The following is a 26,492-nucleotide window of genomic DNA, read 5'->3' on the forward strand; positions in this document are numbered from 1 at the left end:
ATTGATGGCCTATCAATTCGACTTTGTGCCGGTGCTGGCCAATACCGATCTGCTGTTGCGCGGCGCGCTGTTCACCCTTGAGCTGACGGCCATCGGCGCAATCCTGGGCGTCGCCCTGGGCACTGTCGGCGCCGTGGTGCGGGCGTGGAAGATCCAGCCCTTTGCCTGGTTCTTCGGTGTGTATGTCGAGTTGATCCGCAACACGCCGTTCCTGGTGCAGTTGTTCTTCATCTTCTTCGGCCTGCCCTCCCTGGGATTGAAAATCACCGAGTGGCAAGCAGCCGTATTGGCGATGGTGATCAACCTGGGGGCCTACTCCACGGAGATCATCCGCGCCGGCATCCAGGCCATCCCGCGCGGGCAACTGGAAGCCGCCGCCGCGCTGGCGATGACGCGTTTCGAAGCGTTTCGCCATGTGGTGCTGCTGCCGGCGCTGGGCAAGGTGTGGCCTGCCCTGAGCAGCCAGATCATCATCGTGATGCTCGGTTCGGCGGTGTGTTCGCAGATCGCCACCGAGGAGCTGAGCTTTGCCGCCAACTTTATCCAGTCGCGCAATTTCCGCGCGTTCGAAACCTATGCCCTGACCACCCTGGTGTACCTGTGCATGGCGTTGATGATTCGCCAGTTGCTCAACTGGATCGGCCGCCGCTTTGTGATGAGGAATAGCCGATGAGTGATTTTTCCTTCTGGGACATCGTGCGCAACCTGCTTACGGGCCTGCAGTGGACGCTGTTGCTGTCGATCGTGGCGTTTATCGGCGGCGGCCTGATCGGTTTGCTGGTGATGACCATGCGCATCAGCCGCAAGGCATTCGCGCGCAATGTTGCGCGCACCTATATCGAACTGTTCCAGGGCACCCCGTTGTTGATGCAGCTGTTCCTGGTTTTTTTCGGCATTGCCCTGCTCGGCGTGGATATTTCGCCCTGGCTGGCGGCCGCGATCGCCTTGACGCTGTTTACCAGCGCCTACCTCGCCGAAATCTGGCGCGGCTGCGTCGACTCCATCGCCCATGGCCAGTGGGAAGCATCGGCCAGCCTGGCGTTGAACCCGCTTGAACAACTGCGCTACGTGATCCTGCCCCAGGCCCTGCGGATCGCCGTGGCGCCTACCGTGGGCTTCTCGGTGCAGGTGGTCAAAGGCACCGCCGTCACTTCAATCATCGGCTTTACCGAACTGACCAAGACCGGCGGCATGCTAGCCAACGCCACCTTCGAGCCCTTCATGGTCTACGGCCTGGTGGCCCTCGGTTACTTCCTGCTCTGCTACCCCTTGTCCCTCAGTGCGCGCTACCTGGAAAGGAGACTGCATGCCTCTGCTTAGAATTTCCGCCCTGCATAAGTATTACGGCGATCACCACGTCCTCAAGGGCATCGACCTGACCGTTGAAGAAGGCCAAGTCGTGGCAATCATCGGCCGCAGCGGCTCGGGCAAGTCCACCTTGCTACGGACCCTCAATGGCCTGGAATCGATCAACGACGGCGTGATCGAGGTGGATGGCGAATACCTCGACGCCGCCCGCGCCGACCTGCGCAGCCTGCGGCAGAAAGTCGGCATGGTGTTCCAGCAGTTCAACCTGTTCCCGCACCTGACCGTGGGCGAAAACGTCATGCTCGCACCGCAAGTGGTGCAGAAAGTGCCTAAGGCCAAGGCAGCACAACTGGCCAGGCAAATGCTGGAACGCGTGGGCCTGGGTGAAAAATTCGACGCGTTCCCCGATCGCCTGTCCGGCGGCCAGCAGCAACGCGTTGCCATCGCCCGCGCCCTGGCCATGTCGCCCAAGGTGCTGCTGTGCGATGAAATCACCTCGGCCCTGGACCCGGAGCTGGTCAATGAAGTACTCAGCGTGGTGCGCCAACTGGCCAAGGACGGCATGACCTTGATCATGGTGACGCACGAAATGCGCTTCGCCCGGGAAGTCGGCGACAAGCTGGTGTTCATGCACCAGGGCAAGGTGCATGAAGTCGGCGATCCGAAGGTATTGTTTGCCAACCCGCAGACTGCTGAGTTGGCGAACTTCATCGGCACTACCGAAGCGCACGCCTGATCGCCCAGCCATCGGGCACCATTTCGAAACGGCCTCCCCCCTCCAGCAGGGTTTTATCGCGCACGGCGGGGTGGGTGCCCGCTAGATAGGTATCGACCTGCACCTGAGCCGAAAAGACTCGACCGGCGATTGGCTGCCCGGCCCTCAGTGGCACCAGCACACCGCCGGGGCGCAGCTGCCCGTCTCGTTCAGTGCGGTTGTGCATCGACACCAGTTCGACGGCCTGGCCATCCAGCAATGCCTGCCGAAGGCTCAGATCAAAGCGCCCGTGATGGCCAAAACTGAAACCCTGCGCATCGGCTGGCGCACCGCGGAAACGCAGCGCAATCACCGCCGCCTCAGGGCAAACCACGCTGAGGTGCACCGTGCGTCTACCGATGGAAACACCGTGGGGTCCGGGCTGTGTGTCGACGCGCAACGGCCCGTAGTCGATCTGCGGCCGGCTCAATGACAGGTGGCATTCCGACGCCGAAACGTCAGCAATCATCAAGAGACCCGCCAGTAATCCCACCCCGCCTGGAAAGCGTCCCGAGGCAAGGGCAGCCTTAACGACAGACTGCCGAGGAGGTTTCATACAGTTGGCCGTCATAGCTGGGCTCCGCCAGATCGAGTTGCAGTTTGCAGGGAGTCGCATTCGGCGACGACAAGGTCAGTACCTGGGAATGCTCAATATTGTTGAGGAAGATCATTCCGTCCCCCACCACCGTGGTCAGGAACGTGTTATCGGCGGCAAGCACCGACGTCCCCTTGGGCAACGGCTGCCCGCTTGGGTCGCTGACACGCACCAGCATCCGGCGAACCTTCGAGACCTCAAACTCGACCGTACTGAACGAGCCTCGCCCGACCTCCAGCATCTTCGTGCCATTATTGAGATCAACCTGGCGTGGCAAGCTTTTACCGTCCACCTCGACAAGGCTGCCCTGATAAGCGGGTAAGCCGGGAATCACGGCCATTCCCCAGCGGTCGGTCCAGACGGGCCCCTGAGGGGTACTGATGCGAGCACCCGGAATATTCCCCACCGACGCCACACCGAAAGTGTCCTCTACACGGTAGGGAGACAGTGTCAGGCCTCGCTCGTGAGCAACCACGGCGCCTTGTAGCTGCCCGCTATAGATCGTGCTGGACGAGTCTCGATTGAGCCCCAGGCCGAGCTGGGTATAACGAGACGTCGCGTTGAGCGTTCCACCCACCGACTGATCGCTGGTACCTCTCAGGTCGCGTTCGCCCCTTAACTCGTAGTTCAGGGTGTCATTCACGCGCTCGCTGTAGGCTGTACCGATACCGGCATGACGCCCTTGGCGTCGAACCGTCGAGGTCACGGAGCGGTCACTGCCCAGTGGAACAGTGATCTGCAAGCGCATGCCCAAGCCATCATTTTTGTCTCTGGAGTCGCCTGACGCACCTATCTGGGAGTCAATGCTCACCGCAACATTGGCGTGCCTGAAGTTTTTGTTCCACGCGCCGTAGATATGCTGGGAAGTACGATTGTCGAAATGAGCCGAACGGGAATAACCGACAGCGAAGCCACCCAATTGAGGGTCTGACCAACTGAAGCCTGCCGTGTACTGGTGCCTGGCGCGCGCGCCCTGTACCTCGCCGGGCTCGCCGCCAACAGCTTCGAGCACATCCCGGTAACCCGACGTCTGGCGAGTGGCGCTCAAGTTCATCTGGACGTTGCCCGGCAGCGTACTGCCAAACGAAACGCCGCTACGCGAACCGCGTGCCTTTTGCTTACGGTCATGGGAAAGGTTATTGCGCAATCCCAGTGAAAACCGCTGGTCAAAGCTACTGTCCAACGCCAGGCCCACCGAGTGGTAGTTGTCCGTGCCCTGAACTCCCGAACTGAGGGCCGTATCCTCCCCTAACGCCCACGTTCCGCTGGCCATGGCCAACAGAGGTTCGGCGGCGCCCCTTCGATCCACATCACGCACCTTTCCTATTGCAGCGGTATATCCCGATTTAATCGGAACCGATCCACGGAACGAGGCGGCCGGCACGATAAAACTGTGTTGCCCCCCCTTGATTTCGATAACCCTGACGTCGAGGTCGCTGGTGCCATTGAGCAGTGGCAAATTGCGCAAGGTGAACGGCCCTTCCGGGACGAGAGTGGTATAAATCAATGCGCCGGACTGCCGGACCTCCACCCGCGACTGACTCCGCGCCCGCCCTTCAACCAAAACGCCATTGCTGCTGGTGCGGTTTTCCATTCCGTCAGGAAACAGCTGTGCACCGATCAGTTGAACACCACCGAACACGGGGCTATCAGCCGATATCTGGCCTGCCTGAAATGTCGAAGCCAAGGGAGCGATATCGCGCTGCGCGTATGCATACAGATGCTCAGTCGCCGAACGCTCATCGTTGGAGAGATAGAGCTGACGACTGCGGACGATCCAATTGCCCACATTGAAACCCATTTCCGTTGAAGCGGATAAAAAGCGCCCTCGATCCCCCCGCGAGTGGGCATTGACGCCTTGGACATCGTAGTTGACCAGCGCCGCTGCACCTCCCCGGGCGTAATGACCAGTGCTTTGTTGCATGTCGCGCAGCGCCTGGGTCGGGACGACCAGCACAACCTCCTCACGCCCTGGGCGCAAGGTCACTACCGTTTTCGGATACTCGGCAATAAAGTCATGACAGGCCTGGGCGGCAGAGACTTGCTTATCGATCACCGTGGCGGGAATCTGCAGTCCCGCCCGATCCAATAGCCCACGGTTGAAACACAGCGCGCCTTCATGGTTAAACCGCGCGTCAGTCAACCCGATGGGATTACCGTTGACCGTCAAATCGACGACGCGCGTGCCCTCGCTGAACCGAGGGGCTTGCTGAAAGTAGCGCGCAACTGAAGGGTCGATACCACGCGCCTGCAAGGTGGCAAGGTCAAATCCGAGCACCGCCGCCGGCGCGGCGTAAACGTCAGCGGCCATTCCCGACACCACCACCGCCCAAACCGAAAGGCTGATTCCGCTTCGCCTGAAAGCCTCCTCAGGTTTTATTGGCGCCCGGGATGGCTGCCCACGTACGGCGCTACAAAACCTGCTGGCTTTTTTTCCCATGGCAGGTCACGGCTGATTCGCTACGAGCAAAGCCTCGTAGCTATCGACGGAAAACCCATAGAGCGTGGCCGGCATAAGGGTGACCGACGTGGCTGCAGAACGTTTTTCCACGGCAACGCTGAGGGTTTCGCCCGGCAAGATATAGGTACGCGGCAAAAGCGCATTCACCTTCTGCGGGTTCAAGACCACCTCAGCCGCCAGGCGCACCACATAGGGGCTGTTGTTGCGTGCGCTCAAGGTATTGCCGTGAAGGCTCCAGGTCAGCAGTTCCCACGGTGCATGATGTTGGGGTAAACCTTTGGGGTGGAGAATGAGCGGCAGGTTTTGCCGTAGGCTGATACCAATTGTCGCGCCCGAGCCGGGTTGTGCCTGGGGAATACCTTCAAACGTAATGCGCTTCAAACGTTGGGTTTTGAGAGGCTCCTTATTGATTGCCATAACCCTGACCATTTGCCGCTCACCGCTATCGACACGCGCAACGGGCTGAGTAATGACGGCTAAAGGCTCCGGGTCTTCCGGTATATCTTCGATAACTGAATGAAGCAAGGCAGGACTTGGGTCCGTATTGGTGACATTGATGCTGACTTCACCATCCGCCTCATTGAGAATGACAACTGTTGTTTCCGGCTCCATGCCGTCTGCATACGCGGCACGGCAGAAAACAAAACCCAGACACAAACAACCGGCCAGAATAGATTTTTTTCTTGTAGAAACAAGCATCAACACTTCCTTCACAGCAATAACGAAACACGCCGAATCAGGTTGGCTGCCGCCAAAGAGACTGCAAGCCGACCTGAATCGCCTGGAAGCTTTTAGAGATAGACCAATTCCAGGGTTGTATGGCCATCAAGTTTTATTTCGTTATTCATGCTCAGCGCAGATGTTTTATTGATCACTGGCTGGACATTCAAATTCCCCGAGACGACGGTTATTTTAATCGGCGAATAGCTGGCGTTCGTACGCCAACTTCCAACCTTGCCTGACTGCCCCAAGACAGGATCGGTGATCCCCCAACTCGCGCCATTATTATTAGACCGCGCAACCAGTACAGCTTTACCATCGGCAATGTTGTTTTCCATGAAAACCACGTAGCCGCCGATTTTTTCATTCTTCGAGGTAAACCCAAGACCATAATTGAAATCATCGTTATAAGTAATATTGTACTGACTCACCATCATGCCGCGCACCTTGCTGGACGCGCGGTTATCCTGTGCCTTAATACCAACAAACGTGGGCGATGCACACCTGACGGTGTAAGGCGTCCCCTTTTTGGCCAGTTTGGTGTAGTTAGTAGCACTCAGTGACCTAGGATCAATCCGACCGTAATCTATCGTTGAATTAACAATAGTAAAACTGCAACTGGCAGGCGCAATGGAGCCTCTCACTCGTAAGTCCGCAGCTTGCGCACTCAAACCCAGCATAGCGAGAAACATACCTGATAACGAAATAATCTTCTTCATAGCAATCATCGACAATAGCCAAAGAGACACGTGCTGATTGACACTTCATAGTCAGCACGCCATGGATACCTGTGTGGAGAAGCCTAGAGGTAGCGCAACTCCAGGGTGAAATGGCCGTCCAGGTTGATCTGGTTGCTCATATCAAGTTCGGACGTCTTGTTTATGACGGCTTGAACTTCAACATTGCCGGAAACAGCATTAACCAATATCGGCGCATACACATTCCCCGCACGCCAACTGGCTATATTGGCAGTGTGGCCTACTGCTTGGGTACTGTTTGGTTCCCATCGTACGCCGTTATTTTCCGAGCTAACAATCCCTACCGACTTGCCGTCAGCTACAGAATTTCGAAGGTGCACTACATAACCTCCAATTTTCTGCCCCCTGGAAGTGGCCCCCAGACCAAAATTGTAGAGGTCCTTGTAGTTCCCGCCAAACTGCCCCAGCATCATGCCTGGTATTCTCGAGCCAGCTCGATTATCAACGCTCTTGATACCCACTTTTATTTTAGACTGACCACTGCACCTCACCGTATAGGGAACACTCTTCTTATCCAGCTTGGTATAACTTGTCGGACTCAGGCTGCTCGGGTGAATAGTTCCATAGTCAATGACCGAGCGGGTGAGTGTAAAACTGCAACTGGCTGGAGCGATCGCGCCTTTTACACGTACATCGGCAGCCTGGACAGTCAGGCTCGCAACGACGAGGCATAGGCCCGCCACTACTGGGTAATTCTTCTTCATCTAACTTCCATCCATAGCAATGACCATAGGCTGGCCAGTTATTGAATGATCAGAACACCTCCCCTGCGTCACGCCTGGTGCGCATATGAATATCTCGTCCTTGAAGCTCCGACCTATAAACACCACCCGGGACAGGTGCCGAACGTGAGTATTCATATTCCAAGAGAATAATAAAACCGGAAAAAATGACACCTCATGTAAGAGTGATCCCTATCTCCACTCTAAAAAACAACCCCATGTATACGAACAGGGACACAGCAAGTTAGGACAAACATAAAACGGCGTAAGACTTATCGACACACTCAATAAAACCAAGAATAGCCAGTACAAAATCCAGTGCTTTCTGGCTTTGTAATACATCATTTGTGGGCCGGTCCTACGTGCCACGCAGAAAGCACTTATAGGTATACGAGGAAAAATCCTCTGTTACTACGCGTTGGCTCCAGCGATCGATCGTGGCACGATGGCAAGGTTATCGACCGAGACCCCCAAACCATGCCGCAATCCCAAGCCAAGAATCTGTCCCTGATCGCCGCCATCGACCTGGGCTCCAACAGCTTTCACATGGTCGTGGCCAAGGCCCAGAACGGCGAAATCCGCATCCTTGAGCGGCTCGGAGAGAAAGTGCAACTGGCTGCCGGGATCGACGATGAGCGCCAGCTCAATGAAGAATCCATGCAACGCGGGCTCGACTGCCTCAAGCGTTTTGCACAGCTGATCAACGGCATGCCCCTGGGCGCCGTGCGAATCGTCGGCACCAACGCCCTGCGCGAAGCCCGTAACCGGGGCGAATTCATCCGTCGCGCCGAGGAAATCCTCGGCCACCCCGTAGAAGTCATCTCCGGCCGCGAAGAAGCACGCCTGATCTACCTCGGCGTGTCCCATACACTCGCAGATACCCCCGGCAAGCGCCTGGTGGCGGACATCGGCGGCGGCAGTACCGAGTTCATCATCGGCCAGCGCTTCGAACCGCTGCTGCGCGAAAGCCTGCAGATGGGCTGTGTCAGTTATACCCAACGCTATTTCAAGGACGGCAAGATCACCCCGGCGCGCTACGCCCAGGCCTACACGGCAGCGCGTTTGGAGATCATGAGCATCGAGCACGCCCTGCACCGCTTGACCTGGGATGAAGCCATCGGCTCGTCCGGCACCATCCGTGCCATCGGCCTGGCGCTCAAGGCCGGCGGCCACGGCACCGGCGAGGTCAACGCCGAAGGCCTGGCCTGGCTCAAGCGCAAGCTGTTCAAGCTGGGGGATGCCGAGAAGATCGACTTCGACGGCATCAAGCCCGACCGTCGCACCATCTTCCCGGCCGGCCTGGCGATTCTCGAGGCGATCTTCGACGCCCTCGAACTGCAACGCATGGACCACTGTGACGGCGCCCTGCGCGAAGGCGTGCTGTATGACCTGCTGGGCCGCCATCATCATGAAGACGTACGAGAGCGCACGCTCACTTCGCTGATGGAGCGCTATCACGTCGATCAGGAGCAGGCAGCCCGCGTGGAGCGTAAAGCCCTGCATGCGTTCGATCAGGTCGCCGAAGACTGGGACCTGGAAGACGGCGTATGGCGCGAACTGCTCGGCTGGGCGGCCAAGGTGCATGAAGTGGGCCTGGATATCGCCCACTACCACTACCACAAGCACGGCGCCTACCTGATCGAGCACTCCGACCTGGCGGGTTTCTCCCGGGAAGACCAGCAGATGCTCGCGCTGCTGGTGCGCGGCCATCGTCGCAATATTCCCAAGGACAAGTTTGCCGAGTTCGGCGATGAAGGCATCAAGCTGATCCGCCTGTGCGTGCTGCTGCGCTTCGCGATCCTGTTCCACCACATTCGTGGCACCCAGCAGATGCCCCAGGTAACCCTGCGTGCCAATGGCGACAGCCTGGATGTCGTATTCCCCAAAGGCTGGCTGGATGAGAACCAGCTGACCCAGGCGGACTTCGCCCAGGAAGCGGAGTGGCTGACGCGGGTGGGGTTCAGCCTGAACCTGCGCTAACCCGATCTCATGAACACTGCAAAAACAAATGTGGGAGGGGCGGTGCGACGACTCGACTTGCTCCCGATTACGGTGTGTCAGTCGCGAATACTTTGACTGAACCACCGCAATCGGGAGCAAGTCGAGTCGTCGCACCGCCCCTCCCACATTTTCAGAGCGTGTTGTCTGTTAGTTCACCGACAGAATCGGGCTACCCAACTTTTCCAGCAACGTCGCCTGGGCGCTGCGCGGATTCTGGTTGCCGGTCGGCGTGTTACGCACGTAACGGCCATCCGACTGCAGGCTCCAGCTGTGGGTGTTATCGGTGAGGTAGCTTTCCAGCTCCTTCTTGACCCGCATGATCAGCTTCTTGCCCTCGACCGGGAAGCAGGTCTCCACGCGCTTGTCGAGGTTGCGCTCCATCCAGTCGGCACTGGAGAGGAACATCTGCTCCTCGCCGCCGTTAAGGAAGTAGAACACCCGCGTGTGTTCCAGGAAGCGGCCGATGATCGAGCGCACATGGATGTTATGCGACACGCCGACAATGCCCGGACGCAGGCAGCACATGCCACGCACCACCAGGTCGATACGCACGCCGGACTGGCTGGCCTTGTACAGCGCGCGGATGATCTTCGGATCGGTCAGCGAGTTGAACTTGGCGATGATGTGCGCCGGTTTGCCCTCGAGGGCGAACTGGGTCTCGCGGGCAATCATGTCGAGCATGCCCTTCTTGAGGGTGAACGGCGCGTGCAGCAGCTTCTTCATGCGCAACGTCTTGCCCATGCCGATCAACTGGCTGAACAACTTGCCGACGTCTTCACACAAGGCGTCGTCGGAAGTCAGCAGGCTGTAGTCGGTATAGAGCTTGGCGTTGCCGGCGTGGTAGTTGCCGGTGCCCAGGTGGGCGTAACGCACGATTTCACCGGCTTCACGGCGCAGGATCAGCATCATCTTGGCGTGGGTCTTGAAGCCCACCACGCCGTAGATCACTACCGCGCCGGCCGCTTGCAGGCGGCTGGCCAATTGCAGGTTCGACTCTTCGTCAAAGCGCGCGCGCAACTCGATCACCGCAGTGACTTCCTTGCCGTTGCGCGCGGCGTCTACCAGCGCGTCGACGATTTCCGAGTTGGCACCGGAACGGTACAGGGTCTGGCGCACGGCCAACACGTGCGGGTCCTTGGCAGCCTGGCGCAGCAGGTCGACCACCGGGGTGAAGGACTCGAACGGGTGCAGCAGCAGGATGTCCTGCTTGCTCACGACGCTGAAGATGTTCTCGCTGTTTTGCAGCAGTTTCGGGATCTGCGGGGTGAACGGGGTGTATTGCAGCTCCGGATGGCTGTCCAGGCCAGTGATGCTGAACAGGCGCGTGAGGTTCACCGGGCCATTGACCTGGTACAGCTCGGTCTCGCCCAGGTTGAACTGCTTGAGCAGGTAGTCCGACAGGTGTTTCGGGCAGGTGTCGGCCACTTCCAGGCGCACCGCATCACCGTAGCGCCGCGAGAACAGCTCGCCGCGCAGGGCGCGGGCCAAGTCTTCGACGTCTTCGGAATCCAGCGCCAGATCGGCGTTACGGGTCAGGCGGAACTGGTAGCAGCCCTTGACCTTCATGCCTTGGAACAGGTCATCGGCGTGGGCATGGATCATCGACGACAGGAATACATAGTTGTCGCCAGCGCCCCCCACCTCTTCGGGTACCTTGATGATCCGTGGCAGCAAGCGCGGCGCCGGGATGATCGCCAGGCCCGAATCGCGACCGAAAGCGTCGATACCTTCCAGCTCGACGATAAAGTTCAGGCTCTTGTTCACCAGCAGTGGGAACGGGTGCGTCGGGTCCAGGCCGATCGGGGTGATGATCGGCGCGATTTCGTCGCGGAAGTAGCGACGCACCCAGGTCTTGATCTTGGTAGTCCAGTGGCGGCGACGGATGAAGCGAACCTGATGCTTTTCCAGTTCCGGCAACAGGATGTCATTGAGGATCGCGTACTGGCGATCCACATGACCGTGCACCAGCTCGCTGATGCGCGCCAGCGCCTGGTGCGGCTGCAGGCCGTCCGCGCCAGCTTGTTCACGGGCGAAGGTGATCTGTTTCTTGAGGCCGGCGACGCGGATCTCGAAGAATTCATCCAGGTTGCTGGAGAAAATCAGCAGGAACTTCAGGCGTTCCAGCAACGGGTAGGACTCATCCAGTGCCTGTTCAAGCACGCGGATGTTGAATTGCAGTTGTGACAGCTCGCGGTGGATGTACAGGCTGCTGTCATCCAGATTGGTCACTACGGCGGCCACCGGGGCCGGGGCTGGCGCTTCGGCTACCACCACAGGCGCGGCCGGCTCGTGCTCCGGCGGGGTCTCGGTGACTTGTTCCACCACCGGGTGAGCGTCTTTTACGGCAACTTCGGAGAGTCCTTCGGTATTCATCGAATGTTCCTGTGAGGGCTATTGTTGCTCTCTAAGCAATTGGGCGGCGCGGGCGGCGAAATAGGTCAGGATGCCATCAGCCCCGGCACGTTTAAAGGCCGTCAAGGATTCTAGGATTACCCCTTCACTCAACCAGCCATTTTGGATTGCAGCCATGTGCATGGCGTATTCGCCACTGACCTGATACACAAAGGTCGGCACTTTGAATTCCTCTTTGACTCGGTAAAGGATGTCCAGGTACGGCATCCCCGGCTTGACCATCACCATGTCGGCACCTTCGGCCAAATCCGCCGCCACTTCGTGCAAGGCTTCATGGCTGTTGGCCGGGTCCATCTGGTACGAAGCCTTGTTGGCCTTGCCCAGGTTCAGCGCCGAGCCCACCGCATCGCGAAACGGGCCGTAGTAGGCGCTGGCGTACTTGGCCGAGTAGGCCATGATCCGCACATTGACGTGGCCGGCCAGTTCCAGGGCTTCGCGAATCGCCTGGATGCGGCCATCCATCATGTCCGACGGCGCAACCACCTGGGCGCCTGCTGCCGCATGGGACAAGGCCTGCTTGACCAGCGCGTCGACGGTAATGTCGTTCTGAACATAGCCGTCTTCGTCAAGAATGCCATCCTGCCCGTGGGTGGTGAACGGGTCCAACGCCACGTCGGTGATCACCCCCAGCTCCGGGAAACGCTCGCGCAGGGCGCGGGTGGCGCGCTGGGCGATACCGTCCGGGTTCCAGGCTTCGGCAGCATCAAGGGACTTGAGTTCAGACGGCGTGACCGGAAACAACGCCAACGCCGGAATCCCCAGGTCGACCCAGTCCGCTGCCTCTTCAAGCAGCAGATCAATGGTCAGACGCTCTACACCCGGCATCGACGCTACCGATTCCCGGCGATTTTCACCGTCGAGTACAAACACCGGCAGGATCAGATCATCCGTCGTCAGTACGTTTTCACGAACCAGGCGGCGAGAAAAATCATCACGGCGATTACGGCGCAGGCGGGTAGCAGGGAACAGGCGATTGGCAGGGGTAAAGCTCACGACAGACTCCTGAGCCCGGGTTCACGGGCGAGCGTTGCAGTTATAAGCGGGCATTATGACGAAGGTATGACAGTTGTGCTTAACGATGCGACCTGTAGTCGCATTCGTCGGTTAATGTAGGAATTGTTCACTTCGTGACACATCTCGATACTTTCATGAATGTTCACGAAGGCGTAGGCTGCGCGTTCATTTCGCCAGCACCCAGACCATGCTTCAACAATTTCTGCATGACTTCGGCTACTTTGCCCTCTTCCTAGGCACGTTCTTCGAAGGCGAAACCATCCTGGTTCTCGCAGGCTTCCTGGCGTTCCGTGGGTACATGGATATCAACCTGGTGGTGGTCGTTGCCTTCTTCGGCAGCTACGCCGGCGACCAGCTTTGGTATTACATGGGGCGCAAGCACGGCCGCAAACTGTTGGCGCGCAAGCCGCGCTGGCAATTGATGGGCGACAAGGCCCTGGAACATATCCGCAAGCACCCGGATATCTGGGTGCTGAGCTTCCGCTTTGTCTACGGCTTACGCACGGTAATGCCTGTTGCGATCGGCCTGTCAGGCTACCCGCCACTGCGCTACCTGATCCTCAACGGTATAGGTGCTGCAATCTGGGCGGCGGCCCTGGGCGCTGCGGCTTATCATTTCGGCGCGGTACTGGAAGGCATGCTGGGCAGCGTCAAGAAATACGAGCTATGGGTACTGGGCGCCTTGCTGCTGCTGGGCTTTGGCCTGTGGCTGCGCCGCCGCTTCAAGAACGCCCGTATCGCCCGCCAGGCCTGTGCCGATGCCAAGGCGCGGCTCGCCGCCACCGAGCCCGTCCCGGTAGAAGCGCCTAAGACACCAGTCGAGTAAGCCGGCCCCTGCAACAGTAGAGGCCAATCACGCTGAGCAGGCTGTAGCTCACCAGGCCCAGCCAGCCCAGGTTGCTGGCCGGCCACAGCCCGACCACCGGCGCCAGCCACACCAACGGCACATTCAGCGCCAGGCGTATCAGCTCTGCCTTTAACGCCCACGGGCGGTTCTCCAGGGCTACCCCCAGGGTGAACAATCCAAGCGCCATCGCCCCCCAGCCGACAATCAGCGCTGCGCTGGGCAGACCCTCGCCGACATTCATCAAATAGCTGCCAAACCCCACATACGCCGCGAACTGCAGGGCGATGTAGACCTGTTGGCGCGCGTCCAGTGGCACGTCGAATTTGCGGAACTGGCTCAAATCCGGCTTGGCCACGGGGTATTTGGCCTTCACGTCCGCCGGGCGCCAACCGGTGCGCATGAACCAGATGCGCAGCTTGTCCCACTTACTTTCGGTACGCCGTGCATCACGCCAAAGCTGTGCATAAAACTGCAGGTTGGCCCATAACGGATTCCAGCTGGCCAAGGGTGTGGTCACGCCGAAAATCACCGGCTCGTTGTCGTCTTCTTCCTGGAAGGTGCCGAACAGCCGGTCCCAAAGAATGAACACACCGCCGTAGTTGCGATCCATGTAGAGAGCGTTCTGTGCATGGTGGGCCCGATGATTGGAGGGCGTGACGAAAAACCACTCGAACCAGCCAAGCTTGGGCACGTGCCGGGTATGCACCCAGAATTGATACAACAGGTTGAGGGACGCCACGCTGATAAACACCACCAGCGGTACGCCAAGCACGGCCAGGGGCAGGTAGAAGATCCAGCTCAGCAGGAAGCCGGTGCTGGTCTGGCGCAGGGCGGTGCTGAGGTTGTAGTCCTCGCTCTGGTGATGCACCGAGTGCGCGGCCCACAGGATATTGCGCTCGTGCCCCATCCGGTGCAGCCAGTAGTAGCAGAAGTCGTAGAACACAAAGGCGAATACCCAGGTCCAGACGCTGTGGGCAGGCAGTTCGATCAACGCCAGGTGCTTGAGGGCGAACGCGTAGGTCAGCAGCCCCATACCCTTGGTCAACAGCCCGGTGGTGGTGGACAGCACGCCGGTGCTGAGGCTGTTGATGGCGTCCGCCACCCGGTAGTTGCGCTGGCCACGCCAACGGTCGGCGAGCAGCTCCACCACAATCAAGGCAATGAAAAACGGTACCGCGTAAGGCACGAAGTCCATGGTCTGGTCCGGTCTATTTTTGTTACATCAAGATTAGGTGCAGCAGCGCGAGATCCCATTGGCAACAGGTGACAAATTAGTAGACATTTAACGCCAAGACTCCAGGAGAAATGCCCATGAGCAAAAAGATTGCAGTGATCCTTTCCGGCTGCGGCGTGTACGACGGCGCAGAGATCCACGAAAGCGTGATCACCCTGCTGCGCCTGGATCAGCGCGGTGCTCAGGTCCAGTGTTTTGCACCCGATATCGCCCAGTTGCATGTGATCAACCATCTGACCGGCGAGGAAATGCCCGAGTCGCGCAACGTGCTCGTGGAGTCGGCCCGCATTGCCCGGGGCGAGATCAAGGATATTCGAGACGCCAACGCCGACGAGTTCGATGCGCTGATCGTACCCGGTGGGTTCGGTGCGGCGAAGAACTTGTCCAACTTTGCCGTCGAGGGCGCGGGTTGCAGCGTCAACCCGCAAGTGCTGGAACTGGCCGAAGCCTTTGCCGAAGCGGGCAAGCCGGTGGGGCTGATCTGCATCTCGCCGGCCCTGGCCGCGAAGATCTACGGCCCGGGCGTGACCTGCACCATCGGCAACGACACCGACACTGCCGCGGCCCTGGACAAGATGGGCGCCACCCACCAGGAATGCAGCGTGGAAGACATTGTCGAGGACACCGCACGCAAGTTGGTCAGTACGCCCGCCTATATGCTCGGCAAGAGCATCAGTGAAGTGGCCTCAGGCATCAACAAGCTGGTGGACCGGGTGCTGGAGCTGACCCACGAGAACGATTAGTGGGGATGCCGGGCTCCCTCTCCAACGGATCAGGACTGGCGCATTAACCGCGTCAGTATCCTGTCGAGTGAGTTGGCAAATGCCTGCTTGTCCTTCTCCCCATGGGGCGGTGGTCCACCGCCCATCTGGCCCTGCTCGCGCAGGTCGGTAAACAGGTTGCGCACCGCCAATCGCTCACTCATGTTCGCCGGGCTGAACTCCTTGCCCCGAGGGTCGAGGGCCGTGACGCCCTTCTTCACCAGGCGGTCGGCCAGGGGCACATCGCTGCAGATCACCAGTTCGCCGGGCACTGCGTGCTCCACCAGATAGTCATCTGCTGCGTCCGGGCCGCTGGGCACCACGATCAACTTCACGCACGAGAAGCTCGGCTTGATCTGGCTTTGGCCGGCCACCAGGACGACCTCGAACTGGCGCTTGAGGGCGAACTTCACCACCTGCTCCTTGGCGGCCCGGGGGCAGGCGTCTGCATCGATCCATACGCGCATGTTATGCCGCCACTCGCTGCTTTTCTGCCAGCCGGCTGCGGCCATAGAGCACCACAATGGCCAGGATCGCCACGGCCTGTGCGCTCAACGAGTACGCATCGGCGTGGATGCCCAGCCAGTCGAAGTCAAAGAACGCCACTGGCCGCGTGCCGAAGATGCCGGCTTCCTGCAACGCCTTGACGCCATGCCCGGCGAACACCACCGACAACGCGCACAACAGCCCCGCATTGATGCCGAAAAACAGCGCCAGCGGCAGTTTCGCCGAACCGCGCAGGATCACCCAGGCCAGGCCCACCAGCAGCACCAACGCCGTGGCACCACCCGCCAGCACCGCGTTGTGCCCGGCCGGGCCCGCTTGCAGCCACAGGGTTTCGTAGAACAGGATCACTTCGAACAGCTCGCGGTAGACCGAGAAGAACGCCAATATCGCAAAACCGAAACGCCCACCGCCGCCCACCAGGCTGCTCTTGATGTAGTCCTGCCACGCCGCGGCATGGCGGCGGTCGTGCATCCACACGCCAAGCCACAGCACCATCACACTGGCGAACAGCGCCGTGCAGCCTTCGAGCAATTCGCGCTGGGCGCCGCTGACATCAATCACATACGCCGCCAATGCCCAGGTGGCCAAGCCGGCCAATAGTGCCAGGCCCCAGCCGACGTTGACGCTGCGCACCGCCGATTGCTGGCCGGTGTTGCGCAGGAACGCCAGGATCGCCGCCAGCACCAGGATGGCTTCCAGGCCTTCACGCAGCAGGATCAGCAGACCGGAAATGTAGCTCAACGACCAGCTCAAGCCATCGCTGCCCAGCAAGCCTGCGGACTCGGTGAGCTTGCCCTTGGCCACGTCCAGACGCTGCTGCACCTGCTCGATCGGCAGACCGTCCTGTAACGACTGCCGGTAAGCCATCAGGGCCTTCTCGGTGTCCTTACGCACGTTGGCATCGACGTTATCCAGTGAGCTTTCCACCAGCTCAAAGCCTTCCAGGTACGCCGCCACCGACAAATCATAGGCTTGCTCGTGGTCACCGTTACGGAACGCTGCGAGGCTCTTGTCCAGGGTGCTGGCGGTGTAATCGAGCAACTGCGCCGGGCCACGCTTGACCTGCGGCGGTTGCGCACGCTGGGCGCGGAAGGTCGCGGCAGCGGTTGGGCCGTTTGCGGCCAGCACTTCATTAGGCGTCTGGCGGGCCAGGTCGGCGAGGTTGAAGGGCTGCTCGCTTTTCGCCGCAGCCGGGTCGGCGGTGAAGCCGGCGATGTAGGTGGCCAGGTCCCAACGCTGGCGGTCGTCCAGTTGGTCAGCAAAGGACGGCATGTCAGTGCCTTCGACACCCAGGCCCAGGGTGTTGTAGATCGCGTAAAGGCTCAGGCGATCCAGGCGCGCAGCATCCGTCAAGTTGGCCGGAGGCGGCGTCATCCCCACGCCGGCCGGACCATCGCCGGCACCGGCAGTGCCGTGGCACACCGAACAGTGCTGGGCGTAGAGCGGTGCGCCGCGCGTCGGGTCGGGCGTGATGGCCGGGGCTTGGCTGACTTCATACGCGACTGCCAGCTTGGCGCCCAACTGGCGGGCCTGGCGAGCGACGGTCGCGCCGTCTGCATGAGCGGTGACAGCCGCCAGCAGTTCCTCGACCCCCTTCACCAGTTCCGCGCGCTCAGGCTTTTGCGGCAAATCCGCCACCAACCCCTGCAAGACCCCAAGAAACTCCACCTGCTCGCGGTATTCCGAATCATCCACCACCTTGCCCGCCTCTACCGTCGGTGGGTAGTCGGCGCCAATGTAGTCCAGCAGATGCAGGGCTTGTGGAGCGCCCTCGGCAGTCGCGGCCAGCAGGTTGAAGCTGCACGACATCAATGCCGGCAACAGCAGCCAGGCGAGAAAACGGAAGGGGCCAGTCATGAATGAATCTCAAGTGGAAATACGAAGTAACACATTGTTAAGCGTTAAAGGGTTTGACTCAAGGCGTTAGTGATTTGTCGTGTGGGCGGACGGGGCATTTTGGAGATGGGTTACTGGCATCGCTGTCAGCTCAATCGAGGCAAAAAGCCATTGTTTTGCCAGTAACGATGCTTATAATGCCGCGCCCTGTTAGTGCGAAAGGGAATTTCGTTCCTCGGTTTTATGAGGAATAACCATATTGGTTGACTACTTTCAGGGAAGAAGTGACATGGTTTTTCGCGCCTTACCTCCGCTCGCGCTCGCGGCAGTCACTTTGCTCAGCGGCTGTTCAATGTTCCGCAGCTACGACGCCGAGCTGCAAGCCACCAACCAGCAACTCGCCACCGGCAATGTTGACGCCGCCCTGACCCTGCTGGAAAAGAACAACACCGGCGAAGACAAAGACCTGCTGTATTTCTTCGAAAAGGGCGAGTTGCTGCGGGCCAAGGGCGACCTGACCGGCAGCCAGACCGCCTGGCGCAGCGCCGACCTGCAAGTCTACAAGTGGGAAGAGTCGGTCAAGTTCGACAGCGCAAAATACCTTTCCCAGTTCGGCAGCTTCCTGGCCAATGACAAGGTGCGTCGCTACGAAGGCTATGACTACGAAAAAGTCATGCTGACCACGCAGATGGCCCTGAACCTGCTGGCCTTGAACGACTTCGACGGTGCACGCACCGAAATCAAGAAGACCCACGAACGCGAAGCGGTGATCGCCGACCTGCGCGACAAGGAATACCTCAAGCGCGAAGACGAAGCCGAGCAACAGGGCGTGACCACCCAGATCAAGGACCTGCACGGCTACCCGGTGCAGGCCCTCGACGCGCCGGAGGTGGTCGGCCTGAAGAACAGCTACCAGAGTGCGTTCAGCCATTACCTGGCCGGCTTCGTCTACGAAGCCCTGGGCGAAAAAGACCTGGCAGCCCCCGGTTATCGCAAGGCCGTCGAGCTGCGCCCTAACACACCACTGCTGGAAAAAGCGCTGCTCGACCTGGACAAATCCAAGGTCGGCAGTGACGAAACCGACGTGCTGATCGTAGTGCAGAGCGGCCTCGCACCCGCCCGCGACTCGATCCGCCTGCCGCTGCCGATCCCGATCAATGGCAATCTGGTGATCACCCCGCTGTCGTTCCCGGTGATCAAGGCCGACACCTCCACAGCGACCTTTGCCCAGATCGGTGTCGACGGCCAGCAACAGAACCTCACGGCGCTCAACAGCACCACGGCCATGTCCCGCCGCGCCCTGCGTGACGACATGCCAGGCATCATCCTGCGCACTACCGTGCGTGCGGTAAGCCGTGGTGTGGCGCAGAACAACCTGAACAAGACCAACCCCATGGCAGGCCTGGTACTGGGTATCGCCTCGGCCGTGACCGAAGGCGCCGACACCCGCACCTGGCGCACCCTGCCGGACATGACCCAAGTCACGCGTCTGCGCCTCAAGCGTGGTGAACACCAGGTCAGCCTGCCCAACGCCCTGGGTGGCACGCTGGTAACGATCAAGGCCGACCAGCGCTACCAGGTGATCACCCTGCGCGTGGTCGGCAACCAAGTGTTCGCCGGTGGCCTCGCCGCCCATGTGCTGCCCGGCACGACAACCCAGGCCATCGCCCTCAAACAACCTTAAGGAGCACCCTATGCGTCACTTTATCCTCGGCGCACTGGCGCTGGTCCTGCTTGCCGGCTGCGCCACCCCGCCACCACCGGAGCCTGGCAGCGCCGCGAGCAAGATCGTGGTGATGGGCAAGTTCAAGGGCATCGCGGTCGGCGCCATTCGTGTGGCCCGCGAGAACGGCTTCCTCACCGCCAAGGTGCAACTGAGCAATATCACCAGCAGTAACCAGATGATGTATTACCGCTTCGCCTGGCTGGGCGCCGATGGTTTCCCGGTGGGCGATGAAGAGACCTGGAAAGTGCTGAACCTGTACGCCAACCAGGCGACCTTCCTGCCCGCCATTGCCAATGTGCCCCAGGCCGCGGACTTCCGCCTTGAAGTCAAAACCCCTTGAGCCGTTCATTCTTTTTGCTGCTGAGAGATTTCCCCATGCTTGCACGCTTCTCGATTCTCGCCGTGGTTGCCGTCCTGGCCAGCGGCTGCGCGAATACCTCCCCGGTACTGGGTGGTAAAAACATCAGCTACGGCGACACCAAGGCCGTGGAACTGGTGACCAACGAGTTCGGCTCCACCGACCTGCAGATGATCGCCGAAAGCATGACCCGCTCCCTCGCCCAGTCCGGCATCCTGCAAGGCCGCCCGGTGGTGCAGGTGTATGACGTGAAGAACAAGACCAGCGAGTACATCGACACCCGTGAGATCACCACGTCGATCAAGACCCAGCTGATGAAGACCGGCACCGCACGCTTCGCCAGTGACAACACCGACATGCAAAGCCAGGTCGACCAGCTCAAGCTGCAGAACCAGAGCGGCTTGTATAAGAAGTCCAGCGTCAGCAAGACCGGCAACATGGTCGCCGCCAAGTACCGCCTGGAAGGCTCCATCAGTTCCATCGTCAAGCGCAGCTCGGACTACAAGGACGTGTTCTACAAGTTCAGCCTGCAGCTGATCGACGTCGAGAGCGGCCTGGCCGAATGGATGGACGAAAAAGAAATCCGCAAGACCACGGAGCGCTAGGCAATGCGTGCATGGATCGGTTTGATCGGCCTGTTGTGCGCCTTTGGCGCCTCGGCTGCACCCAAGATCGCGGTGACCGACCTGGCCTACCAGGCGCAGGTCGAGGAGTACATCCACCAGGTTTCGGCCAGCAACAACTTCCAGGCAAGCAGCTACAACGCCAGCGGTGCATCGAACTACAGCGAGTACGAGAGCCGTAGCAGCTACATCGAACAAACCGAGCTGCGCAAGTTCAGCGGTGATATCAAGGGGGAGATTCTCAAGTCCCGCCAGTTCCAGCTGGTGCAGGGCACGCCCTACACCGCCGATGCCAAGGGTGACGTCTATGACGTGATCAAGCGCATAAAGGCCGGTCACTTCAAGGGCGCGGACTATGTGCTGTTCGGTACGCTGTCAGACATCGACTTCACCCAGGACATCAACGCCCTGGACCACACCAACAGCTACTCGGCGGTGCTGGGCCTGACGCTGGTGGCGGATTTCAGCCTGATCAACACCCGCACCTACGAAATCACCTCGGCGTTTACCGCCATGGGCGAAGGCCAGGACACCAAGCTGGTGAACAGCCGCGACATACGCGTGAGCCTGAACCGGCCGCGGGTGGTGAAGGAAGTGTCGAAGGCGCTGGGTGAGGACGTGGCACGGCAACTGGCGGAACAGTTGGGCGGCGGCTATCAAGAGCCTGGCCAGCCGGTGTTGCGCAATAACCTGCCAAGGGATGAAGCGCCGAAGATCCTGCGCTGAAGGGTAATCCTTTGGAAACACACAACCCATGTGGGAGGGGGCTTGCTCCCGATAGCAGGGTGTCAGTCAGCTTAGCTGTAACTGAGACACCGCCATCGGGAGCAAGCCCCCTCCCACACTTTTAACTCGGTTTCTTCAGAGGTACCGAGGTTTACGCCGTTGCGCGATGCAAGCTGGCCAGGAAACCCGCAGCCCCCACGAACAAGCCGGCAAACGTGCGGTTCACACGCTTCTGCTGCTTAGGCGTGCGCAACAGGCGCAAGACTTTCGACGCCAACCCCGTGTACCCCGCCATCACGATCATATCGACGCTGATCATCGTCGCACCGATGATCAGGTACTGGACCAGCAACGGCGCCTGGGGATTCACGAACTGCGGCAGCACCGCCAGCATGAACACCAGGGCCTTGGGGTTGCTGGCGTTGACCAGGAAACCACGGAACATCATCGCCATCGGCTTGCCGAGCGGGCGTATCGCCGCGTCATCGGCCATGTCCATGGGCAAGGCACGCCATTGCTTGACGGCCAGGTACACCAGGTACGCCACGCCAAACCACTTGATCGCATAGAACGCGGTCGACGACGCCGCCAGAATGGCACCCAAACCGCCCGCTACCACGGCAATCTGCATGGCCAGGCCCAGTTGCAGGCCAATGGCGTTCCAGTAACCGCGCAGGAAGCCGTATTGCAGGCCGCTGGACATCGAAGCGATGGCGCCGGCGCCAGGGGAAAGGGAGATGATCCAACTGGCCAGGAAAAAGGCCAGCCACGTGTCGAGTGCCATAGCACACCTCGGGGAAGAGTCAGCGATTGTCGGGCCTTAAGCTAACTCCGCCGAGCAGAGGCTGGCTATAGATTTTTACACGCGGTAAATGCTAGCGGTCGCCAGGGAACACATGGGTGCCGGGCCAACGCCGCACCGAGCGCTGGAAGAACAGGCTGTTAGGCACCTGTACGATGGCGCTGTCGGTGCCTGCCGCTTCCACTTCGATCAGTGTGGTGTAGAGCAAGTTGATCGCCACTACCCTGCCCTTCACGCCGGGCTTGTCGACGGTATCCACCAACTCGACGATGTCACCGAGGCGAAACGGTCCGACGGTAAAGATCAGGATCGCACACAGCAGGTTGGACAACACCGACCACATGGCGAAGAACGCCACTGCCGCCACTGCGACAAACCCCGACAGCGCGGTCCACAACACCGTGGCGGACACACCCAGCCGGCCCAGCACAAAGATCAACGCACTGCCCATGATCAGCCAGCGCAATCCGCCACGCAGGGGCATCAGCAGTTGTGGCGGAAACGGGTAGCGCTCACCCAGGCGCGTCAGGCCCTTGGCGACAAACCGCTGGGCGAGGTAGCCGGCCAGCAGGATCAGCAGGATTTGCACGCCGATCCATACAGGCTCGATCCATTGCGCAGGCAACGGCAGTTGCAAGGCTTCCATCAGGACAGCGCCTCCAGCTCCGCTTGCAGGGTTTCCAGCAGTTCGAGGGCTTCCATCCAGGTTTCCTCCAATTGCCCTTCGCGCACCTTGAGCCTGGCCTGTTCGGCCAGCAGGTCGCGCAGCTCATCCTTGCGCGCAGCCTCGTACACGGCGCTGTCGCCCAGGCTGGCTTCGATCTTGGCCAGGCGCTCGTGCACTTTGCCCAACTCGGCCTCAAGCTTGTCGGCTTCGCGCTTGTGCGGCGCCAACTGCTGGCGCAGTGCGGCAGCGGCCTGGCGCTGGGCTTTCTTATCGGTCTTGTCCGGGTTGACCGGGGTGTTGCTGACCGGCGCATTGCGCAGGCGGTAGTCCGTGAGCCAACGGGCGTAGTCGTCCAGGTCGCCGTCGAACTCTTCGACCTTGCCATCCGCTACCAGCAGGAAGTTGTCGGTGGTGCTCTTGAGCAAGTGGCGATCGTGAGACACCACCAGGACCGCACCGCTGAACTCCTGCAAGGCCATGGTCAGCGCCAGGCGCATTTCCAGGTCGAGGTGGTTGGTCGGTTCGTCGAGCAGCAGCAGGTTCGGGCGGTCCCAGGCAATCAACGCCAGGGCCAGGCGGGCTTTTTCGCCGCCGGAGAAGTTCAGCACCGGCTCATCGATGCGCGCGCCACGGAAGTCAAAGCCACCGAGGAAGTCGCGCAGGGTTTGCTCGCGCTCGGTCGGCGCCAGGCGTTGCAGGTGCAGCAACGGGCTGGCCTTGGCGTCGAGGGAGTCCAACTGATGCTGGGCGAAGTAGCCCACCACCAGGTTCTCGCCACGGGTCAAACGACCGGCCAGGGGTTGCAGCTCGCCCGACAGGTTCTTGATCAGCGTCGACTTGCCCGCGCCGTTCGGGCCGAGCAAACCGATGCGCGCACCTGGGGTGAGCTGCAGCTTGACCTTCTCCAGGATGGTTTTCTCGCCATACCCCAGGCGGGCATCCGAGAGGTCCAGCAACGGGCTGGAGATTTTCACCGATTCGCGGAACACAAAGTCGAACGGCGAATCGACGTGGGCCGCCGACAGTTCTTCCATGCGCTCCAGGGCCTTGATCCGGCTCTGGGCCTGGCGGGCCTTGGTGGCCTGGGCCTTGAACCGGGCGATGTAGCTTTCCATGTGCGCGCGCTGCGCCTGCTGCTTCTCGAACGCCTGCTGCTGCTGGGCCAGGCGCTCGGCACGCGCCCGTTCGAACGCGGTGTAGCCGCCACGGTAGAGCGTGATCTTCTTCTGTTCGACGTGGGCAATGTTGTCGACCACGGCGTCGAGGAAGTCCCGGTCGTGGGAAATCAGCAGCAAGGTGCCCTGATAGCTCTTGAGGAAGTCCTCCAGCCACAGGATCGCATCGAGGTCCAAGTGGTTGGTCGGTTCGTCGAGCAGCAGCAGGTCCGAGGGGCACATCAGCGCCTGGGCCAGATTAAGGCGCATGCGCCAGCCACCGGAGAAGTCGGCGACCGGACGATCCATCTGTTCGTTGGTGAAGCCAAGACCGGCAAGCATCTTGCGGGCGCGGGCGTCGGCGGTGTAGCCGTCGGCGCTGTCGAGTTCCGCGTGCAGGCGGGCCTGGGCGGCGCCGTCCTGGGCTTTCTCGGCCTCGGCCAGGTCGTGCTGCACCTGGCGCAGGCGCAGGTCGCCATCGAGCACGTAGTCGATCGCGATGCGGTCCAGGGTGTCGATCTCCTGGCGCATATGGGCGATGCGCCAGTCGGCCGGCAGCAAGCAGTCCCCGGAATCCGGGGTCAGCTCACCCAGCAACAGGGCGAACAACGTGGATTTGCCGGCGCCGTTGGCACCGATCAGGCCGGCTTTGTGACCGGCGTGCAGGGTCAGCTCGGCGTCTTCGAGAAGACGTTGCGGGCCACGCTGTAATGTTAGGCTTTGAAGTCGGATCATAATGGCGGCGGAGTCTACCAGCTTCGTTGGCCGCTGGCTTGGGTGTGAATATGAACGCTGACCTGTGGAGCTTTGCTCTCTCGACTTACGCCCGCCCGGGCGTCGAAGCCGCCTGCCTGCGCTTGCAGGAGCAAGGGGCGGACGTGTGCCTGTTGCTCTGCGGCGCGTGGCTGGAACAGCGGGGCGTGGCACTTGAGCCGGAGCGTATGCGCACCCTGCAACAGCTGGCCCGGCCGTGGCAGGCGCAGGTGATCGAACCCTTGCGGCAGTTGCGTGTGCAATGGCGTGCCAAGGTGCAGCAGGATGAGCAACTGGCGGCGCTGCGCGAGCGGGTCAAAGCCCTGGAACTGGATGCCGAACGGCAATTGCTGACGCGCCTGGAAGCGTTGACGCAGGCATGGCCGAAAGGGGAGATGACTCAACCGCGGTGGTTGGAAGGACTGGCGGCTGAGGATGCCGCCAACCTTGACCATGACGCGCTGCAGCAGCTGCGCGTCATGATCACCGGCACTTAGGAGGCGCTGGTTGGGGTGGTGCTTGGCGCTACCGGTGCAGGGGTGCTGCTGGCCGATGCGGTTGGAGCGGTGGTCGCTGCCGGGGTAGCAGCAGGTGCTGCTGGCTTGGCCGGTGCTGGTTTCGCAGCAGCAGGCTTTGCAACTGGCTTGGCGGCTGGCTTTGCAGCAGCAGGCTTTGCAGTTGGCTTGGCGGCTGGCTTTGCAGCCGGTTTTGCAGCAGTAGGTTTGGCGGCTGGTTTGGCGGCAGTGGTTTTAGCAACTGGCTTCGCGGCCGGCTTTGCAGCAGCGGTTTTAGCAACTGGCTTCGCGGCTGGTTTCGCAGTAGCGGTTTTAGCCGCTGGCTTCGCGGCTGGTTTCGCAGCAGCGGTTTTAGCAACTGGCTTCGCGGCTGGTTTCGCAGCAGCGGTTTTAGCCGCTGGCTTCGCGGCTGGTTTCGCAGCAGCGGTTTTAGCAACTGGCTTCGCGGCTGGTTTCGCAGCAGCGGTTTTAGCAACTGGCTTCGCGGCTGGTTTCGCAGCAGCGGTTTTAGCAACTGGCTTCGCGGCTGGTTTCGCAGCAGCGGTTTTAGCAACTGGCTTCGCGGCTGGCTTTGCAGCAGCAGTTTTGGTCGCTGGCTTCACGGCTGGCTTTGCAGCAGCAGTTTTGGTCGCTGGCTTCACGGCTGGTTTTGCAACAGCGGTTTTAGCCGCTGGCTTGGCTGGCGCTTTAGCCGGAGCACGGGCACCCAGCACTTTAGCTACGGCTTCCTTCACACGACCAACGCCCTGGGCCAGTTTCAGGCTTTCTTGAGCATCTTTTTTGAGTTGGGAAATGTAGGTGCGGGTTTCAGCTTGACGATCCTTGAGAGCATCCAGCAGGTCTTCGAGTTCTTTTACCGCGTCTTTGGCTTTGGCTTGTGCCTTGGCCTTGCCGGCAGTGGCGGCGTCTTGCAGTTTGGTGCGGGATTTGTGCAGCTTTTCTTGCGCTTTACCGCGTTGTTTTTCCAGCTTGGCGAGCAGTTTTTCTGCATCGGCCAACGCTTGGGAACATGCGCTTTCCAGATGTTCGAGCAAGCTGCCCGACAATTGTTGGAGTAAATGCAACGGGGTATTTACAGGCTTCTGTTTGGCCGACATGGTTTACCTCCTGGCTGACGTGGGTGCGGCTCATACTAGCCCTCTGCTCTTACCGCCGCTAGGGCATGTTGACAGTATCGTTTGCGTTGCGTTGCAACGTGCGAAAATTCTTATCGATATAACGAAAACACGCGGCACTTT

The 26,492-nt window shown here is 60.3% G+C and carries 25 protein-coding genes; 11 read left to right on the forward strand and 14 right to left on the reverse strand.

Translation table 11 applies throughout. The features are described from left to right. Positions 1-4 precede the first annotated feature (4 nt). From BLW22_RS28715 to BLW22_RS28725, 3 genes are read left to right on the forward strand one after another with little or no spacing between them, the layout of a single operon-like run. Positions 5-673 (forward strand): amino acid ABC transporter permease, encoded by a 669-nt coding sequence (locus BLW22_RS28715; RefSeq protein WP_017736949.1) that lies wholly within the window; start codon positions 5-7, stop codon positions 671-673. Further along, positions 670-1,320, forward strand: a complete 651-nt coding sequence (locus BLW22_RS28720) for an amino acid ABC transporter permease (protein WP_065926657.1) — start codon at positions 670-672, stop codon at positions 1,318-1,320. The genes BLW22_RS28715 and BLW22_RS28720 overlap by 4 nt, the downstream gene beginning before the upstream one ends. Further along, a complete protein-coding gene (locus tag BLW22_RS28725) occupies positions 1,307-2,044 on the forward strand; it encodes an amino acid ABC transporter ATP-binding protein (protein WP_027608358.1) in 738 nt (245 codons plus the stop codon). The genes BLW22_RS28720 and BLW22_RS28725 overlap by 14 nt, the downstream gene beginning before the upstream one ends. Here the strand turns inward: BLW22_RS28725 and BLW22_RS28730 are convergent. The 5 genes from BLW22_RS28730 to BLW22_RS28750 form a co-directional block, all read right to left on the reverse strand. Next, positions 2,025-2,531 (reverse strand): DUF1120 domain-containing protein, encoded by a 507-nt coding sequence (locus BLW22_RS28730; protein ID WP_083221267.1) that lies wholly within the window; start codon positions 2,529-2,531, stop codon positions 2,025-2,027. The two genes, BLW22_RS28725 and BLW22_RS28730, sit on opposite strands and share 20 nt — an antisense overlap. Positions 2,532-2,589: 58 nt before the next feature. Then, positions 2,590-4,968: a fimbria/pilus outer membrane usher protein gene (locus BLW22_RS28735; protein WP_074847948.1), complete on the reverse strand. Its 2,379-nt coding sequence runs from the start codon at positions 4,966-4,968 to the stop codon at positions 2,590-2,592. A 135-nt stretch (positions 4,969-5,103) separates the two neighbouring features. Further along, positions 5,104-5,817, reverse strand: a complete 714-nt coding sequence (locus tag BLW22_RS28740; protein ID WP_074847951.1) for a fimbria/pilus chaperone family protein — start codon at positions 5,815-5,817, stop codon at positions 5,104-5,106. A 92-nt stretch (positions 5,818-5,909) separates the two neighbouring features. Continuing rightward, on the reverse strand, positions 5,910-6,557 hold the full coding sequence (locus BLW22_RS28745) for a DUF1120 domain-containing protein (RefSeq protein WP_159440259.1): 648 nt from the start codon (positions 6,555-6,557) through the stop codon (positions 5,910-5,912). A gap of 83 nt (positions 6,558-6,640) precedes the next feature. After that, on the reverse strand, positions 6,641-7,300 hold the full coding sequence (locus BLW22_RS28750) for a DUF1120 domain-containing protein (RefSeq protein ID WP_065926662.1): 660 nt from the start codon (positions 7,298-7,300) through the stop codon (positions 6,641-6,643). Between the two features lie 495 nt (positions 7,301-7,795). Here BLW22_RS28750 and ppx point away from each other — a divergent pair, with 495 nt between their 5' ends. After that, on the forward strand, positions 7,796-9,298 hold the full coding sequence (gene ppx, locus BLW22_RS28755) for an exopolyphosphatase (RefSeq protein WP_027608352.1): 1,503 nt from the start codon (positions 7,796-7,798) through the stop codon (positions 9,296-9,298). A 168-nt stretch (positions 9,299-9,466) separates the two neighbouring features. On the opposite strand, the gene ppk1 is transcribed toward ppx, so the two are convergent. Further along, positions 9,467-11,692: a polyphosphate kinase 1 gene (ppk1, locus tag BLW22_RS28760; RefSeq protein WP_027608351.1), complete on the reverse strand. Its 2,226-nt coding sequence runs from the start codon at positions 11,690-11,692 to the stop codon at positions 9,467-9,469. An 18-nt stretch (positions 11,693-11,710) separates the two neighbouring features. Then, the gene (gene hemB, locus BLW22_RS28765) at positions 11,711-12,724 is read right to left on the reverse strand and encodes a porphobilinogen synthase (protein WP_065926663.1); all 1,014 of its coding nucleotides are present in this window, start codon (positions 12,722-12,724) and stop codon (positions 11,711-11,713) included. 208 nt (positions 12,725-12,932) lie between these two features. Between hemB and BLW22_RS28770 the strand changes: the two genes are divergently transcribed. Then, the gene (locus BLW22_RS28770) at positions 12,933-13,571 is read left to right on the forward strand and encodes a DedA family protein (RefSeq protein WP_065926664.1); all 639 of its coding nucleotides are present in this window, start codon (positions 12,933-12,935) and stop codon (positions 13,569-13,571) included. On the opposite strand, the gene BLW22_RS28775 is transcribed toward BLW22_RS28770, so the two are convergent. Then, positions 13,552-14,787 carry a sterol desaturase family protein gene (locus tag BLW22_RS28775; RefSeq protein WP_065926665.1) on the reverse strand — a complete coding sequence of 412 codons (1,236 nt, stop codon included), beginning with the start codon at positions 14,785-14,787 and terminating at the stop codon, positions 13,552-13,554. The two genes, BLW22_RS28770 and BLW22_RS28775, sit on opposite strands and share 20 nt — an antisense overlap. A gap of 116 nt (positions 14,788-14,903) precedes the next feature. Between BLW22_RS28775 and elbB the strand changes: the two genes are divergently transcribed. Continuing rightward, positions 14,904-15,569 carry an isoprenoid biosynthesis glyoxalase ElbB gene (gene elbB / locus BLW22_RS28780; RefSeq protein WP_065926666.1) on the forward strand — a complete coding sequence of 222 codons (666 nt, stop codon included), beginning with the start codon at positions 14,904-14,906 and terminating at the stop codon, positions 15,567-15,569. Between the two features lie 29 nt (positions 15,570-15,598). Here elbB and BLW22_RS28785 read toward each other — a convergent pair whose 3' ends face one another. Beyond that, positions 15,599-16,054: a YaiI/YqxD family protein gene (locus tag BLW22_RS28785; RefSeq protein ID WP_065926879.1), complete on the reverse strand. Its 456-nt coding sequence runs from the start codon at positions 16,052-16,054 to the stop codon at positions 15,599-15,601. A 1-nt stretch (position 16,055) separates the two neighbouring features. Further along, on the reverse strand, positions 16,056-17,951 hold the full coding sequence (locus BLW22_RS28790) for a cytochrome c/FTR1 family iron permease (RefSeq protein WP_074847955.1): 1,896 nt from the start codon (positions 17,949-17,951) through the stop codon (positions 16,056-16,058). Between the two features lie 268 nt (positions 17,952-18,219). Here BLW22_RS28790 and BLW22_RS28795 point away from each other — a divergent pair, with 268 nt between their 5' ends. Genes BLW22_RS28795 through BLW22_RS28810 form a run of 4 tightly spaced genes read left to right on the forward strand, consistent with a single transcriptional unit; the run spans position 18,220 to position 21,363 of the window. Beyond that, a complete protein-coding gene (locus BLW22_RS28795; protein ID WP_065926668.1) occupies positions 18,220-19,614 on the forward strand; it encodes a COG3014 family protein in 1,395 nt (464 codons plus the stop codon). 10 nt (positions 19,615-19,624) lie between these two features. Then, positions 19,625-19,996: a YcfL family putative periplasmic lipoprotein gene (locus tag BLW22_RS28800; RefSeq protein ID WP_015886478.1), complete on the forward strand. Its 372-nt coding sequence runs from the start codon at positions 19,625-19,627 to the stop codon at positions 19,994-19,996. 35 nt (positions 19,997-20,031) lie between these two features. Beyond that, positions 20,032-20,619, forward strand: coding sequence for a penicillin-binding protein activator LpoB (gene lpoB / locus BLW22_RS28805; RefSeq protein WP_027608342.1), 588 nt, complete (start codon positions 20,032-20,034; stop codon positions 20,617-20,619). A gap of 3 nt (positions 20,620-20,622) precedes the next feature. Further along, a complete protein-coding gene (locus tag BLW22_RS28810) occupies positions 20,623-21,363 on the forward strand; it encodes a penicillin-binding protein activator LpoB (protein ID WP_065926669.1) in 741 nt (246 codons plus the stop codon). Positions 21,364-21,514: 151 nt separating this feature from the next. On the opposite strand, the gene BLW22_RS28815 is transcribed toward BLW22_RS28810, so the two are convergent. From BLW22_RS28815 to BLW22_RS28825, 3 genes are all read right to left on the reverse strand, one after another. After that, positions 21,515-22,147, reverse strand: coding sequence for a LysE family transporter (locus tag BLW22_RS28815; protein ID WP_027608340.1), 633 nt, complete (start codon positions 22,145-22,147; stop codon positions 21,515-21,517). 91 nt (positions 22,148-22,238) lie between these two features. Further along, positions 22,239-22,811 (reverse strand): mechanosensitive ion channel family protein, encoded by a 573-nt coding sequence (locus BLW22_RS28820; protein ID WP_003176850.1) that lies wholly within the window; start codon positions 22,809-22,811, stop codon positions 22,239-22,241. Further along, entirely contained in the window at positions 22,811-24,721 is a 1,911-nt protein-coding gene (locus BLW22_RS28825) for an ATP-binding cassette domain-containing protein (RefSeq protein ID WP_065926670.1), read from the reverse strand. The genes BLW22_RS28820 and BLW22_RS28825 overlap by 1 nt, the downstream gene beginning before the upstream one ends. A 50-nt stretch (positions 24,722-24,771) precedes the next feature. Here BLW22_RS28825 and BLW22_RS28830 point away from each other — a divergent pair, with 50 nt between their 5' ends. Next, positions 24,772-25,236 (forward strand): TIGR02444 family protein, encoded by a 465-nt coding sequence (locus BLW22_RS28830; protein ID WP_065926671.1) that lies wholly within the window; start codon positions 24,772-24,774, stop codon positions 25,234-25,236. On the opposite strand, the gene BLW22_RS28835 is transcribed toward BLW22_RS28830, so the two are convergent. Then, positions 25,233-26,351 carry an AlgP family protein gene (locus BLW22_RS28835; protein ID WP_074847957.1) on the reverse strand — a complete coding sequence of 373 codons (1,119 nt, stop codon included), beginning with the start codon at positions 26,349-26,351 and terminating at the stop codon, positions 25,233-25,235. The genes BLW22_RS28830 and BLW22_RS28835 overlap by 4 nt on opposite strands. Between the last annotated feature and the right edge of the window lie 141 nt (positions 26,352-26,492).

This window comes from Pseudomonas marginalis, assembly GCF_900105325.1.
GTDB classification, from domain to species: Bacteria; Pseudomonadota; Gammaproteobacteria; order Pseudomonadales; family Pseudomonadaceae; genus Aquipseudomonas; species Aquipseudomonas marginalis.

What these genes read in the sequence shown, in the direction of transcription:
- BLW22_RS28715 (WP_017736949.1), top strand. Translation starts at nt 5, where the DNA reads ATGGCCTATCAATTCGACTTTGTGCCGGTGCTGGCCAATACCGATCTG.
- BLW22_RS28720 (WP_065926657.1), top strand. Translation starts at nt 670, where the DNA reads ATGAGTGATTTTTCCTTCTGGGACATCGTGCGCAACCTGCTTACGGGC.
- BLW22_RS28725 (WP_027608358.1), top strand. Translation starts at nt 1,307, where the DNA reads ATGCCTCTGCTTAGAATTTCCGCCCTGCATAAGTATTACGGCGATCAC.
- BLW22_RS28730 (WP_083221267.1), bottom strand. Translation starts at nt 2,531, where the DNA reads ATGATTGCTGACGTTTCGGCGTCGGAATGCCACCTGTCATTGAGCCGG.
- BLW22_RS28735 (WP_074847948.1), bottom strand. Translation starts at nt 4,968, where the DNA reads ATGGCCGCTGACGTTTACGCCGCGCCGGCGGCGGTGCTCGGATTTGAC.
- BLW22_RS28740 (WP_074847951.1), bottom strand. Translation starts at nt 5,817, where the DNA reads ATGCTTGTTTCTACAAGAAAAAAATCTATTCTGGCCGGTTGTTTGTGT.
- BLW22_RS28745 (WP_159440259.1), bottom strand. Translation starts at nt 6,557, where the DNA reads ATGAAGAAGATTATTTCGTTATCAGGTATGTTTCTCGCTATGCTGGGT.
- BLW22_RS28750 (WP_065926662.1), bottom strand. Translation starts at nt 7,300, where the DNA reads ATGAAGAAGAATTACCCAGTAGTGGCGGGCCTATGCCTCGTCGTTGCG.
- ppx (WP_027608352.1), top strand. Translation starts at nt 7,796, where the DNA reads ATGCCGCAATCCCAAGCCAAGAATCTGTCCCTGATCGCCGCCATCGAC.
- ppk1 (WP_027608351.1), bottom strand. Translation starts at nt 11,692, where the DNA reads ATGAATACCGAAGGACTCTCCGAAGTTGCCGTAAAAGACGCTCACCCG.
- BLW22_RS28770 (WP_065926664.1), top strand. Translation starts at nt 12,933, where the DNA reads ATGCTTCAACAATTTCTGCATGACTTCGGCTACTTTGCCCTCTTCCTA.
- BLW22_RS28775 (WP_065926665.1), bottom strand. Translation starts at nt 14,787, where the DNA reads ATGGACTTCGTGCCTTACGCGGTACCGTTTTTCATTGCCTTGATTGTG.
- elbB (WP_065926666.1), top strand. Translation starts at nt 14,904, where the DNA reads ATGAGCAAAAAGATTGCAGTGATCCTTTCCGGCTGCGGCGTGTACGAC.
- BLW22_RS28785 (WP_065926879.1), bottom strand. Translation starts at nt 16,054, where the DNA reads ATGCGCGTATGGATCGATGCAGACGCCTGCCCCCGGGCCGCCAAGGAG.
- BLW22_RS28790 (WP_074847955.1), bottom strand. Translation starts at nt 17,951, where the DNA reads ATGACTGGCCCCTTCCGTTTTCTCGCCTGGCTGCTGTTGCCGGCATTG.
- BLW22_RS28795 (WP_065926668.1), top strand. Translation starts at nt 18,220, where the DNA reads ATGGTTTTTCGCGCCTTACCTCCGCTCGCGCTCGCGGCAGTCACTTTG.
- BLW22_RS28800 (WP_015886478.1), top strand. Translation starts at nt 19,625, where the DNA reads ATGCGTCACTTTATCCTCGGCGCACTGGCGCTGGTCCTGCTTGCCGGC.
- lpoB (WP_027608342.1), top strand. Translation starts at nt 20,032, where the DNA reads ATGCTTGCACGCTTCTCGATTCTCGCCGTGGTTGCCGTCCTGGCCAGC.
- BLW22_RS28810 (WP_065926669.1), top strand. Translation starts at nt 20,623, where the DNA reads ATGCGTGCATGGATCGGTTTGATCGGCCTGTTGTGCGCCTTTGGCGCC.
- BLW22_RS28815 (WP_027608340.1), bottom strand. Translation starts at nt 22,147, where the DNA reads ATGGCACTCGACACGTGGCTGGCCTTTTTCCTGGCCAGTTGGATCATC.
- BLW22_RS28820 (WP_003176850.1), bottom strand. Translation starts at nt 22,811, where the DNA reads ATGGAAGCCTTGCAACTGCCGTTGCCTGCGCAATGGATCGAGCCTGTA.
- BLW22_RS28825 (WP_065926670.1), bottom strand. Translation starts at nt 24,721, where the DNA reads ATGATCCGACTTCAAAGCCTAACATTACAGCGTGGCCCGCAACGTCTT.
- BLW22_RS28830 (WP_065926671.1), top strand. Translation starts at nt 24,772, where the DNA reads ATGAACGCTGACCTGTGGAGCTTTGCTCTCTCGACTTACGCCCGCCCG.
- BLW22_RS28835 (WP_074847957.1), bottom strand. Translation starts at nt 26,351, where the DNA reads ATGTCGGCCAAACAGAAGCCTGTAAATACCCCGTTGCATTTACTCCAA.